The organism is Saccharothrix australiensis (genome assembly GCF_003634935.1).
In the GTDB taxonomy this organism is placed as follows: domain Bacteria; phylum Actinomycetota; class Actinomycetes; order Mycobacteriales; family Pseudonocardiaceae; genus Actinosynnema; species Actinosynnema australiense.
On the sequence record NZ_RBXO01000001.1, the window covers coordinates 3,205,530 to 3,217,812 of the forward strand.

Sequence of the window (12,283 nt, forward strand, 5' to 3'; positions counted from 1 at the left end):
AACAAGGGACCGGTCCTCGGCCGCCGAGATGGTGGCCCGCATCGCCGAGGTCCTGGTCGCGCTCGACGAGGAAATCGCTTCGCTCGACACGCTCGTCGAGGCGTGGTTTCGGCAGCACCGGCACGCCGAGATGATCCTGAGCCTGCCGGGCATGGGTGTCCAGCTCGGCGCCGAGTTCATCGCCGCGACCGGTGGTGACCTGACGGCTTTCGGGTCGGCGGACCGCCTGGCCACCTTCGCGGGCCTGGCTCCTGAGCCTCGTGACTACGACCGCAAGCGCGGTGAAGGAAAGAGCCACCAGCGCGCGGTGCCGGCGTTGGCGCGCCGCAGAGCCAATCGTTCTGCCACACCTGCGGCCGCAGCAAGGACGAGCACCGCATGATCCCCGGCTCGGGCCGGGTGCTCAAGTCGGTGTCCGGTTCTCAGTCTGCTCGTGAGAGTTCTCCGGCCGAGGTGCGCCAACGGCGTCGCCATGTTCCCGGTGCGACGCCCTCGACACGGCGGAAAGCTCGGCTGAAGGCGGCGTCGGTGTCGTAGCCGATCGTCCGTGCGATCTGCCCGAGGCTCAATTGCGTGTCACGCAGCAGTCTTTTCGCTCGGTGCATCCGCCAGCAAGTGAGGTGGTTGATCGGTGAATCGCCTGTCTTCTGCTTGAACGCCGCGGCGAAGGCCGCCCGCGACATCCCGGCCCGGCTCGCGAGTTCCTTGACCGTCCAAGGATGGGCGATATCGGTGTGCAGTTCGCGCAGGGCCGGCGCGAGCCTTGGGTCGCTCAGCGCGGCAAGCCATCCGTGCGGGGCCGTGGCGGATGACGAGACATAGGTCCGTAGCGCGTACACGAAGAGCGCTTCGGCCAAGCGGCTCATGATGAATCCGGACCCGAAGCCGGGGAATGAGCGCTCCAGCTCCAACAACCGGAACGTGGAGCGCAACGCGTCGTCGGCCGAGTCGTCGAGGTCGAACCGCAACACGGGCGGCAGCGCCCGCAACAGGGGCTCGGTGACCCCGCTGTCCAAGGCCAACCGAGCCGAAACGATCTCGGTCAGCGGTCCGTTCCCGCCGTGGCGCACCGAGGGATCGCGCTCGGCCGCCAGGAGGCTCTCACAGCTGACCGTGCTCCGCCCCGGCTCGTCCGCGACGGCGAACTCGGCGTCGGCTTGGACCAGGAAGCAGGCGCCGGGGGTGAGCAGTGCCGGAGCCGTGTTCGCGCCGCGCAGCCACCAGCAACGCCCGCTCCTGACCATCATCACATAGGTCGCACGGGGCGAGCGGAACGAGATCCCCCACGGCCCGCGGGCCTGCACCAGCACATACCGCGAGTCCTCACCGGACCTTGCTGACAGGACGTCGTCGATAGGGTCCACATCGACACGTTAGACGATCAGTCGTGGAAACAAGACGATCGACGATCGTCCGTCTTGAAGCTTCGTCGTAGCGTCGACGGCGACACGAGAGGCACGTCGACGCGGCTCCCGCCACGACGAGTTGCCCTTCGTTCGTCGTAGCAGCGCACCAGCCGAGCACCAGTGGAGTTGACATGCCCGAGTCCCCCGCCCCGGCCCCGTCGGTCGCCATCGCCTTCCACTCCGGCCACGGGCACACCGCGGTCCTCGCGGAGGCCGCCCGGCGCGGCGCGGCCGTGGCCGGTGCCAACGCGATCCTCGTGCCCGTGGACACCATCACCGAGCGACAATGGCGGCAGTTGGACGATGCCGACGCGATCGTGTTCGGCTCGCCCACCCACATGGGCAGCGCGTCCGCCGCATTCCACACCTTCGCCGAGGCCACCAGCCGTCGTTTCGCGGAAGGCCGCTGGGCCGACAAGCTCGCGGCAGGCTTCACCAACTCCGCGTCCAAGTACGGCGACAAGGCGGGCACTCTCGCCTTCTTCGCCACCTTCGCCGCCCAGCACCGCATGCTGTGGGTCAGCCTCGGCCTCGCCCCCGGCTGGAACTCGACCACCGCCACCGAGAACGACCTCAACCGCCTCGGCTTCTGGGGTGGCGCCGGAGCCCAGACCCCAGTGGACGGCGGCATCGAAACCGTTCACCCGTCCGACATCGCCACCGTCGAGCACCTCGGCGGCCGGGTCGCCCGCCAGGCGGCACTCGTGGCAGCCGGACGCCGCGCTGTCCGCCTCACTTCCTGACCGACTACCAGTGCCTCCGGGCCGGACGCCGCCCTGGCCACCAGGTGCCCGCCGTCCACGCCCGTCAGCAGGACGGTGACGGTGTCCACCACGAACAGCCCGATCTCCGTCGCCGGTCGACCGACGAAGACCGGGCTGTTCGCTCGGGTTCCGCTCGGCGGCGGCACGATGTCGTCGCACGGCGAGCGCTGGTCGAACCACATGAAGCCCCGGCGAGGACCGCGGACCGCTGGACCGATTCCTCGCCCCGCCACGGTTCACAGCACGGCGGTGAAGGTGACGGCGCCGCTGACGCTGGTCAGGCCCTCCGGAGTGAGGCAAGCGGTGAGGGTGGTGGCGGGCAGGACCTTGGTCTGCACGACGGTCGCACCCTCGAACAGGCCGTCGACCACGGTGCCGGTCAGGACGAGCACGGTGGTCCCGCCGGGCTTGAGGTTGACCTCGAAACCGCCTTGGACGGTGCTGCTGTGCCCGGTGTTCCAGTGGTAGGTCGAGGTGTTGGTGGTGGAGCCCGACACGCAGCTGAACGTGCCGCTGACCAGGGACGTGAAGGTCGCGCCGGTGATCTCCGGGTGGCCGGGGGACGCGCAGCCGCCCAGCGTGCCGATGGCGTGGAAGTCGATCTTCCTGGGCAGCAGCGTCATACCGGGGGAGTAGGTGCCGACCTGGGTGCCCAGGGCGCAGTTGACGTCCACCGCGGACGCCGAAGCGGGCACGTGGAACAGCACGGTGGCGCCGAGCAGCCCGCCGACCACGGCGACGATCAGTGAACGCAGACGCATGGGGTTTCCCGTTCTTCGCAGGCGTGATGGTCGGATCGAGTTTCGCGATCCGCTCCTCCGCTCTCAATCGGCTGAACGGCTTGCGGTGGCACACCGTGTGTGGGTGTCGTTCCCCGCAGGACTGCGGGATTGCGCGATGGGCGGTTTCGCGATGACCGCGATTGGCCCACCGAGAGCGATTCCGCAGTTCTGCGGTACGGCTACGGCTTTTCGAAGGAAACTTCGCAGAGGTACTCGATTGGCGGCTGAGGTGTCGGGCGGAGGGGTATCCACTGTCGGCGAGAGCGATGCCCGAGTCGGATGTCACCTCGGATCGGCTCGGGTCGCCCCATCCGGGAGGAATGGATCAATGGACAAGGTGAGACCTTTCTTGGTGGCGGTCTCGGCGCTGGCTGCGCTCACCGGCGTCGGAGCCGTTGGGGCCGGAACGGCATCGGCGGAAGCGTTCAGCGTGCAAGAAGCTCGCACTTTGTGCTATGCGAACGACGTTGACGTGCGGTACTCGCCCGGCGGAAGTCCGACCGGTCGGCTCGTGTACCGGAACCAGAGCGTGAACGTCATCGATCATCGCGATGGCGTGTGGTGGCAGATCAATTCGCCGTACTCCGGCTACGTGCTGGCGGCGTACTTCTGCTGACCCGCTTCCAGGACTGCGACCGGAAGCCGTCGAAGTGCGCTCGACGGCTTCCGGCCGGCCGATAGCCCGTCGAACTCGGATCTCCGCGACCGGCACCAGCGCTGGGCCGACCACGGCGATCCGGACGATGCCGTCCCGGCCGCGCGTGTGGTGGTCGGGTCGCCACGTCACACGGATGATCGCCGGGGGCGGGTCGGTGCGCACCCGGTGCGTCGGTTACGGCGGTCCCCACAACAGGTCCGCGAGTTCGTCCGGCTCGGTGATGTGGTGAAGGTCCAGTGGTGTCTCTTCCAATACCTCGAAGTCGTGCAGGAAGGTGTAGGCGAGCATGTCGCGGGTGAATCGCGGCGTCCGCTCCAGTCCCAGCCCCTCCAGCGCCGCGGCGAGGAGGGCGCGGTCGGCTCGGAAGGCGTTGAGGTGCAACTGCACCAGGGCGTAGCGCGGGTCGCCCGCGTAGACGTCGGTGAAGTCGATCAGGCCGGTGACGGCCGGCTGCTCGGTGTCGACGAAGATGTTCGTGCCGTGCAGGTCGCCGTGCACGAAGGCGATCGGTGTGCCGTGGACCAGGTCCCGTGGGTCCGGCAGGAGGTCTTCGACGCGGTCGAGGAGACGCGGCGAGAGGTAGCCCCACTTCCGGTGGTCGGTGACGGTCTTCGCGCGGCGGGTGCGCAGCAGGTCCAGGAAGGTGGACCGGTCGGGCCTCAGGTTCACCCGACCGGTGAGCGGCACCTCGGCCAGCGCGCGGATCGTGACGCCGATGCGGTGGGCCAGTTCGAGCCGCGAGTCCCGGTCCAACCCGGCGTCGACGGCGGCCCGCCAGGTGCGGCCGGTGGCGGTGCGCAGCACGAGGAACGGCCACGGCCAGGTCGGGCTCCCCGGCCGGAGTTCGCCCGCCCCGGCGATGGCGGGCACGGGGAGGCCGCGTCCGTCGAGCACCCGGTAGGCGTCCAGCTCGGCGGCGTGGTTGTCCGGCCCGCTCCAGTGCCGGCCGTAGAACTTGACCACGTAACCGTTGTCCCCCACCAGAACCGGGTGAGTGCTCTCACCGGGTACGTGCAACCGTTCGGGTGGCGGGAGGCCGACGAGGTCGAGGGCGTGCCGTCCCCACGGCTCCCACAGCGCGGGGTCGTTGCGATGGGACGCATAGGATTCCTCGGAGTCGATGACGTCCAGATCCGGTGGCACGCCGCCAACATAACGGCGTTGATCCCATCTCCGCGCGAGCGCCGTGTACGCGGTGGCTGTGCCGGTCGGCACGGCGAGCGCTCTCAATTCGTGGACGTTCCACACCACGGCACAGCGATCGGTTGCGGCGCCGGCGAGCAGTACTCGACGTGGAGTCCACGAGGCTGGGCCAGGACGCCGTCGCCCACGTGCGATTCCGTGCAGTAGTGCGGGATGTCGGCGCGGGTACGAGGTCTTACGAGCGGGGGGATCGGGCCGTGCTCGCCGTCGAGCCGTTCGTCGAGATGATCCGGCAACGACCGCGCGGCACGAGCCCCGTCGTCCGTGCGGTCGCCGAGGCGTTGCCGGTGCGCGACCACGCGGTCGACGCCGCGCTGGCCGTGCTCACCGTCCACCACTGGACCGACTGGCGGCGTGGGCTCGCCGAGTTGCGCCGGGTGGCGCCGCGCCGGTTCCGCTCTGGCGCAGACGGGTCCCGCCGCCGTCGAGCGGGGCGTCCGCCGCCTGCGTGCAGACCTGCGCGGCGGCCGTTGGCACGAACGGCACCGGGACCTCCTCGGCCTCGACCACTGGGACGCCGGCTTCCGCCTCGTCGTGTCGCACGGCTGAGCGCGGGCGGGGTCGACCTTCACCCGTGCCGACCTGCGGGTAGGATAAGTCGCACTAGTGGGAAAAGTAGGAGAGGGTGTGCATGGCCGGGCAGATGATCCAGGGACCGGACGGCCGTTACATCGTGGGCACGGTCAAGGTCGGGGAGAAGGGGCAGATCGTCATCCCGAAGGACGCGCGGGACCTGCTCGGGCTCCGCCCCGGTGACACGCTCCTCGTGCTGGTGGACCCCAAGCAGGGCGTCGCCCTGGTCGACAACGAGCGGTTCCAGCAGTTCGCCAGGGGCATCCTCGACGTGCAGGACGAGACCGCCCCGGAGTCGGACCGGTGACCGGCTACCGCAACCCCTTCGAGGGGCAGCGCGAACCGCTGCCGCCGGACCTGGCCGAGGCCGGCTTCCGGCAGGAGTTCGCCGACCTCGACGGCGTCGTCCTCCACTACGTGCGCGGGCGGGACGTCGGCCTGCCGCTCGTGCTCGTGCCCGGCCAGATGAGCCTGTGGAGCAGCTACCGGAAGGTCATGCCGGCGCTCGCGCGGCAGTTCACGGTGTACGCGATCGACGTCCGCGGCCACGGGAACTCCTCGTGGACACCGGGTGACTACTCGTGGGACGCCGTCGGCACGGACATCGCGCGGTTCCTGCGGCAGGTCGTGGGCCGGCCCGCGATCGTCAGCGGCAACTCCTCCGGCGGCGTCCTCGCGCTGTGGAGCGCCGCCAACGCGCCCGAGCACGTCGCCGCGATCGTGCTGGAGGACCCGCCGATCTTCTCGGTGGAGATGCCGCGCTTCCGCGACCGGGACCGGTGGGTCCACGGCAGCCTCGCCCACGCCGTCGACGTCCTCGGCGACCTCGAACGGCCGCGCCCGGCGAGCATCCTGCGCCAGGACATCCCGGTCTCCGAGACCAGGACCGTGCGGCTGCCCGACCGGTTCGTCGACCTGCTCGACCGGCTGGTGGCCCGCCACCGGCGACGGCACCCGGACCGTCCCGCGAGCCTCGGCCTCGGCGGGTGGCCGGGATCCCTGGACGAGCGGATCCGGGCCGCGTCGATGTTCGACCCGGACTTCGCCAGGGCGTTCCTCGACGGCCGCTTCTACGGCGACTTCTCGCACGAGGACGCGTTGCGGCGCACGACCTGCCCCGTCCTGCTGCTGCACGCCGACTGGAACCGGTACGAGGCGTACGGGCTGGTCGGCGCGATGGACGACGACGATGCCCGCCGCGTGCGCGAACTGGCACCCCGGACCGTCTACCACCGCATCCACGCGCGGCACGTCATCCACGGCGACAAGCCCGAGGAGTTCATCACCGCGGTCACCCGGTTCGGCGGCGCGCTGCCCGTGACGAGCTGACGCGGACGGGCGGTTCACCACGGCCTGCGCCGGAAGCGGACCGGGGCGAACGGGCCGCGCTCCGAGTCGCGCGCCAACCGGAACCGCCGGCTCGTCACCAGGTTCCACTGGCCCGCGATCGCGAGCACCATCAGCACGCCGGCGGTGCACACCGCGATCGTCTCGAACACCCCGCCTTGCAGGTACACCCACGCGCCGAGGCCGATCACCGCGAAGAGCCAACGCCTCCGCCATAGGATGTGGACGCCCGTGTGGGTGTAGGCGAGCTGGTGGACGGCCAGTACCACCAACGCGACGAACCAGCGCCGATCCCCGGTGACAGCCAGCCACCCGAGCAGGCAGAACGAGCCGACGTGGAAGCAGAGGAAGAACAGCACCCGCATCCGGAAGGCGATCAGCGCGCTGCGCACCATGACGCTCCTCGGCTGCGGGCCCTTCCTCCGCCACACCAGGAAGGTCGGGGACCACCTGACCGGTTGGCACAGCGCGGGCTCGACCTTCTCCTCGTCGGTGGCGGCGTGGTAGGCGGTGACCTCGTAGCCGACCGGTTCCCGCCAGCGGAAGATCGCGGTCGGCGGCGCTGCGATCAGGTACCGGACGATCCGGGCTTCCGCGTGGACCTCGCACGGATGACCCAGGGTGGCGAGGTACAGCCCCAGGGTGCCGCAGGAGACGACCTTCGCCGTGAGCCACGCGGCGTCGAGCAGGAGGTGGGGTGAGGCGTCCATCAGCCGAGCAACCACTCGAGCAGGGCCGCCAGGTCCGCCGGGTCGATCGGATCGGCGGGCAGGTCGGTGACCGCTTCGCCGATGACCCTGGCGACCCGCGACTCGCGATGTCGCAGGGCCGCCGCCAGCGCCGCGCCACCCGCGATGGCGAGCGCCCATGCCGCGACCTCACGGCCTCGCTGCTTCCCGGTGGGCGGGGTGGCCAGACCTCCGGCGAGCGCCATCGCCGCCAGCAGCGCGCCACCGCGGCGGGGATCGGCCAGGTCGTCGAACAACGCGACCATCGCCGAGGAGAACGACTTGTCGGCCACCGAGCGCGCGAACACCTCGGCGGGTTGGCGTTCGTCCCGCGCCCGTCGCACGAGCGCCGCGAGCCGGGGCGAGGTGATCCGGGCGAGTTCGCCCGGCCAGTCCGGCGGCAGCTTCCGCGCGGTCACCACCGGCCACAGCGAGCAGACGACCAGGTCGAGGAGGACGTGCTCGGGCACCGACTCGTCCGGTGGCGGGCCGGGTTGGGCCAGGTAGCCGACCATGCCGGCGACGACGAGGCGTCGGACCACGTCCCCGCGCCGCTCGTCCACGGGACCGGAGTCGTCCAGTCCGGCCCGCACGAGGTCGACCTGCCGGACGTGCGCCGCGCCGCCCGGTCGCCGGTGCGCTCGACCACCGCGCGGTAGTCCGCCGCGACGCGGTCCACCCACGACCGGAGCGTGCGCAGGTCGAGCGGCCGACGGTCGTCGCCGTGGTGGTGGATGCCCCCGGTGACCGTGCCGGCTTGCAGCACGGGACCGATGACCACGGCCCGGTCACCGATCCGGTTGTGCACCGCGGCCGGTTTCCGGGTCACCTCGTCGGCGTCGTCGCCCATCCCGCCTCCTCCGACGCAGGTTCGACCCGGTCGAGGCTAACGATCCGCCCACGTCGGTGGGGGCCGAATCCGACCCGTCGCACGGCGCACGATCGCTGGGCGGTGACGGGACCAGCGAGGGCGGGCGGTCCGGGTCCGTCCGGCCCTCGGCACTCCCGCCTCGCGCGGGTGCAGCGCCGCGAAACCGTGGCGGGACCACCTCCCGGCGCGCCGTCGGACCGAGCAGCGCCGCCTCCCGGTGGATGGTCGACGCACCGTCGAAGTCGACGCCCGCGGTGCACGTCGCCTCGCCGCAAGCGGTGTCGCCGGCGAACGTCGCCCTGCCGAACCAGGCGGTCTCGGCGAACGTGGCCCCGGCGTTCGTCCCCCGGCGGGCGCCGGAGGACGAACGCCGGACCCCGGCCCGCCGGGTCAGGCCGGCACGGTCGCGTGGTCCCTCGCCCGGACCTGCGGGATGATGCCGCCGGCGGCGGCCGAAGCGCGGTGCAGGGCCAGTTCCGCGGTGGGGCCCTCGGCGAGCACGATGCCGGTGCACGACCGCTGGTCGGTCAGGTGTTCCAGCACGTCGCCGGGCCGCGCGGTCGGGTACCACTCGGGCGCGCCGGGCAGCGAGGGCAGGCGGTCCAGGCCCGTCCAGCCCTCCAGCACACCGGCCTCGCGCGGGTACAGCGCCACGAACCCCGTGGCGGGGCCGCCTCCCGGCGCGCCGTCGAGCAGGTCGGGCCGCACGCCGAGCGCCACCTGCACCATCGACTCGTAGGCGTTGACGCCCAGCGACCGGCACAGCGCCTCGCCGACCAGCGCGCCGCCGATGCGGGCGTTGACCTCGACCAGCTCGGGGCCGTCGGCGGTGAGGACGAACTCGGTGTGCGCGAACCCGCGCTCGTGCCCGGCCGCCGCCAGCACCCGGCCGACCCAGTCGTCCAGCCCCGCCAGGTCCGCCTCCGGGAAGGCGACCGGGAACGCGCTGGCCTCCTCGCGGCACGCGGGCTCCGGGGACAGGACCCGGCTGAGCACCCCGAGCAGCCGGGTCCGCCCCCGCCAGCCGATCGTCTCGGCGCTGTAGAGCGGTCCCTCGAAGTACGGCTCGGCGATCAACCTGCCCTTGAGCGCGGTGCCGGCGGCCTCGCGCAGGGCCGCGTCGCGCTCGGCGGGTGATCGGCACAGCCAGACCGCGCGGGACGAGGTGCCCGCCGAGTCCTTGAGCACCAGCGGGAACACCCGCGTCGACACCGGGTCGAGCGGACCGCTGCGGCTGAGGCCGAGGTCGTGCAGCCGGGCCCGGACGGCGGCCTTGTCCCGCAGCGTGCGCACCGCCTCCGGGTCGGGGCCGGGCAGGCCGAGGCGGTGCGCCAGGTCAGCTCCGGGTATCGCCCACGTGTCGGTGGAGCTGATCAGGCCGGCCAGGTCCGGCAGGTCGCGCAGCACCCGCTCGCAGGCCGCGACGTCGGTGGTGTCGACGTCCACGACCCGCAGGCGGTCCGGCCCGAGCCGGCTCAGCTCGTGGGTGTAGGTCGACCGGTCGGCGGTGAGCAGCACGAGGTCGTGCCCGGCGGCGCGGGCGGCGTCGGCGAGGCGGCCCAGGCCGAACGTGAGGGCTTCCAGCATGGCGATGGTCACGGCAGGGCATCCTTCCGGCGTTCCAGCGTGGGCGATCGGTCCGCGAGCCGGCGCGTCCCGCTGCCGAACGACCGCGCCGGCCGGCCACCACTGGTCGTCACCACGGCCCCTCCGGTTCCCGGTGCCGGCGAATCGACTTCGGGACTCCGGGGAACCTTCCCGCGCGCCGGAACGACCACTTCTGCGCCGAGGTCGATCGAGTCGGCCCCCACGGCGACGGGTGCGACACCGGCGACGACGACGCGGAGGCTGCGCATGGGCGGGTGCGGTTGATGGGCACGCGGGTGTCCGCGGGCACGGGTGACCGGCGGCGCGGGCAGGCGGCCGGGTGGGGCGGGGGGCTCACCGGCGCTCAACTCTCGTTGCTGACCTGCGGTTTCCTGGTCAACGTCGGCACCTTCTCCGTCTACCCGTACCTGGCGGTCCTGCTGCGCGACCGGTTGGGCGTCGGCATGGCGCAGGTCGGCGTGGTCCTCGGGGCCGCCACGCTGGTGCAGTTCGCCGGCGCGCCGTTCACCGCCGCGTTCGCCGAGCGCGTCGGGCTGAAGCGGTGCCTGCTGCTGGCCGCGTCCCTGTACTGCCTCGGCGCGGCGACCTACCTGGCGGGCGCGGGCAGCCCGGCGCTGACGGTGGTCGCCCTGTTCGTCTCCTGCGGCGCGGGGTCGCTCTACTCGCCCTCCTACCGCGGCTACCTGGTGCACTCGGCGACGGCCGAGCAGCGCCCGCGGCTGGTGTCCGCGGGCAACGCCGCCGGCAACCTCGGCATCGCGCTCGGGCCGGTGGTCGGCGCGCTGTTCCTGTCCGACCCGAGCCGGCTGTTCGCCGTGAACACCGTGCTCTACGCGGTGCTGGCGGTCGGCCACTGCTTCCTGCGCCCGGAGCGGGCCACCGACGACCGGCCCGCCGTCGAGCCGTTCCGGCGGGTGCTGCGCGGCCTGGCCGGGTTGCCCTTCGCCGTCACCGTGCTGACCCACTACCTGTACATGCAGTTCTACCAATACCTGTCGCCGTTCGCGGAGGGCCGCGTGCCCACGGCCGTGTACGGCCTGGTCATGATGGGGTACTCGCTCGGCCTGGTGGCCGTCCAGCCGCTCGTGGCGCGGTGGGTCGGCCGGGTCCGCTACCCGGTGGCGATGGCGATCGGCTTCTCCTGCATGGCGCTGGGCATGGCGGCCTTCGCCGGTGGCCGCGCGGTCGGTCTCGCGCTCGGCGTCGCCGCGATGAGCGTCGGCAACGCCGTGTTGTTCCTCAAGAACGACCTCGCGGCGCTGGAGGGGTCACGGCGGTCGGCCACCGTGACCTTCGGGCAGCAGCGGCTGGCGGTGGGCGTCGGTGCGCTGCTCGGCGGCGTGCTCGGCGGCGCGGTGTACGGGTTGTTCGAGCGCGCGGGGGTCCTCCAGGTGTTCTGGCTGGTCGTCGCCGCCCAGTGCGCCCTGCTGCCGCCGCTGGTGCCGGCGGTGGCGCGCCGCTTGCGCCGCTCGGCGTGATCACGCGGTCGCGGGCTTCTCGTAGACGGTGACGTAGTTGCCCTCGCCGCGGAACGCCTCGCCGCGCCAGCCACCCCACCGGTGCACGCGTTCGAGCCCGGCGAGCCTGGCCATCAGGTCCAGCTCGGCGGGCCAGGCGTAGCGCATGAACGCCGGGGCCAGCCGGACGCCGTTGCCGGAGATCAGCACGTGGTGGCCGTCGAGGCGCTGCCGGGCGGGGTCGTGGCGGACCGCGACCAGCCGGACCCGGTCGATCCCGACCTCGAAGGTCTCCAGGGTCTGGTTGCGCGCGTAGCGGGCGACGTCCGGCATCGGGCACTCCAGGACGAACCGGCCGCCGGGCAGCAGGCGCTCGGCGACGTTGGCGAAGCAGCGCACCTGGTCCTCCTGCTCGGTCAGGAAGAAGAAGGTGGAGAACACGATGAACACCAGGCCGAACCGGTCGTCGGTGCCGGGGTCGACGTCGGCCATGTCGCCGATCGCGACCGGGATGCGGTCGCCGCCGGGCTTGGCGCGCATCCGGGCCACCATCGCCTCCGACGCGTCGATGCCCCGCACGTCCACGCCGGCCTCGGCCAGCGGGATCGTGACCCGGCCGGTGCCCACCGCCAGCTCCAGCACCGGTCCCGCAGGTGACTGCCCGATGAGGTCCAGCAGGCCGCGCACGGCGTCCCCGGGGTCGTGCGCGGCGTGCCACTCGTCGTAGACGTCGGCGTTCAGCTCGCCGTAGGTGTCGGGTCCGTAGTTCTCCATCGAGCGTTCTCCCCGGCAGTCGTTGGGCGCGTGCGGTGGGCGCGTCCCCGGCGGGCGGCGGGACGACGCCCCTCTCGGAGGTCGGCCGGCCGACGGGGAAAGTTCCCGCCCC

General features: G+C 72.1%; 12 protein-coding genes and 2 pseudogenes. 7 read left to right on the plus strand and 7 right to left on the minus strand.

The window, feature by feature from the left end; all coding sequences use genetic code 11:
* Positions 1–19: 19 nt before the first annotated feature.
* Positions 20–337 (plus strand): annotated as a pseudogene (locus tag C8E97_RS35310) (transposase); the annotation flags it as partial.
* An 85-nt stretch (positions 338–422) separates the two neighbouring features.
* Here the strand turns inward: C8E97_RS35310 and C8E97_RS14695 are convergent.
* Positions 423–1,364, minus strand: a complete 942-nt coding sequence (locus C8E97_RS14695) for an AraC family transcriptional regulator (RefSeq protein WP_121005909.1) — start codon at positions 1,362–1,364, stop codon at positions 423–425.
* A 173-nt stretch (positions 1,365–1,537) separates the two neighbouring features.
* Here C8E97_RS14695 and C8E97_RS14700 point away from each other — a divergent pair, with 173 nt between their 5' ends.
* On the plus strand, positions 1,538–2,149 hold the full coding sequence (locus C8E97_RS14700) for a flavodoxin family protein (protein WP_121005912.1): 612 nt from the start codon (positions 1,538–1,540) through the stop codon (positions 2,147–2,149).
* Between the two features lie 257 nt (positions 2,150–2,406).
* Here the strand turns inward: C8E97_RS14700 and C8E97_RS14705 are convergent, their stop codons facing one another.
* A complete protein-coding gene (locus C8E97_RS14705) occupies positions 2,407–2,931 on the minus strand; it encodes a hypothetical protein (RefSeq protein WP_121005914.1) in 525 nt (174 codons plus the stop codon).
* Positions 2,932–3,280: 349 nt separating this feature from the next.
* On the opposite strand from C8E97_RS14705, the gene C8E97_RS14710 reads away from it, so the two are divergent.
* Positions 3,281–3,568 carry an SH3 domain-containing protein gene (locus C8E97_RS14710; RefSeq protein WP_121005916.1) on the plus strand — a complete coding sequence of 96 codons (288 nt, stop codon included), beginning with the start codon at positions 3,281–3,283 and terminating at the stop codon, positions 3,566–3,568.
* A 216-nt stretch (positions 3,569–3,784) separates the two neighbouring features.
* On the opposite strand, the gene C8E97_RS14715 is transcribed toward C8E97_RS14710, so the two are convergent.
* Complete coding sequence (locus C8E97_RS14715; RefSeq protein ID WP_121005918.1) at positions 3,785–4,753, minus strand: phosphotransferase family protein; 969 nt, start codon at positions 4,751–4,753, stop codon at positions 3,785–3,787.
* Positions 4,754–4,902: 149 nt separating this feature from the next.
* On the opposite strand from C8E97_RS14715, the pseudogene C8E97_RS14720 reads away from it, so the two are divergent.
* From C8E97_RS14720 to C8E97_RS14730, 3 genes and pseudogenes are all read left to right on the plus strand, one after another.
* Positions 4,903–5,362, plus strand: a pseudogene (locus tag C8E97_RS14720) (methyltransferase domain-containing protein).
* 82 nt (positions 5,363–5,444) lie between these two features.
* On the plus strand, positions 5,445–5,693 hold the full coding sequence (locus C8E97_RS14725) for an AbrB/MazE/SpoVT family DNA-binding domain-containing protein (protein WP_246018894.1): 249 nt from the start codon (positions 5,445–5,447) through the stop codon (positions 5,691–5,693).
* The gene (locus C8E97_RS14730; protein WP_121005920.1) at positions 5,690–6,715 is read left to right on the plus strand and encodes an alpha/beta fold hydrolase; all 1,026 of its coding nucleotides are present in this window, start codon (positions 5,690–5,692) and stop codon (positions 6,713–6,715) included. Before C8E97_RS14725 ends, C8E97_RS14730 begins: the two co-directional genes overlap by 4 nt.
* A gap of 14 nt (positions 6,716–6,729) precedes the next feature.
* Here C8E97_RS14730 and C8E97_RS14735 read toward each other — a convergent pair whose 3' ends face one another.
* The 3 genes from C8E97_RS14735 to C8E97_RS14750 form a co-directional block, all read right to left on the minus strand.
* Positions 6,730–7,443, minus strand: a complete 714-nt coding sequence (locus C8E97_RS14735) for a YjgN family protein (protein ID WP_121005922.1) — start codon at positions 7,441–7,443, stop codon at positions 6,730–6,732.
* Positions 7,443–8,144, minus strand: coding sequence for a hypothetical protein (locus tag C8E97_RS14740; RefSeq protein WP_147455118.1), 702 nt, complete (start codon positions 8,142–8,144; stop codon positions 7,443–7,445). Before C8E97_RS14740 ends, C8E97_RS14735 begins: the two co-directional genes overlap by 1 nt.
* A 578-nt stretch (positions 8,145–8,722) precedes the next feature.
* Positions 8,723–9,931 (minus strand): ATP-grasp domain-containing protein, encoded by a 1,209-nt coding sequence (locus C8E97_RS14750; protein ID WP_121005928.1) that lies wholly within the window; start codon positions 9,929–9,931, stop codon positions 8,723–8,725.
* A gap of 272 nt (positions 9,932–10,203) precedes the next feature.
* On the opposite strand from C8E97_RS14750, the gene C8E97_RS14755 reads away from it, so the two are divergent.
* On the plus strand, positions 10,204–11,418 hold the full coding sequence (locus tag C8E97_RS14755; protein ID WP_121011521.1) for an MFS transporter: 1,215 nt from the start codon (positions 10,204–10,206) through the stop codon (positions 11,416–11,418).
* Here C8E97_RS14755 and C8E97_RS14760 read toward each other — a convergent pair whose 3' ends face one another.
* Positions 11,419–12,171 (minus strand): class I SAM-dependent DNA methyltransferase, encoded by a 753-nt coding sequence (locus C8E97_RS14760; RefSeq protein WP_121005930.1) that lies wholly within the window; start codon positions 12,169–12,171, stop codon positions 11,419–11,421.
* Between the last annotated feature and the right edge of the window lie 112 nt (positions 12,172–12,283).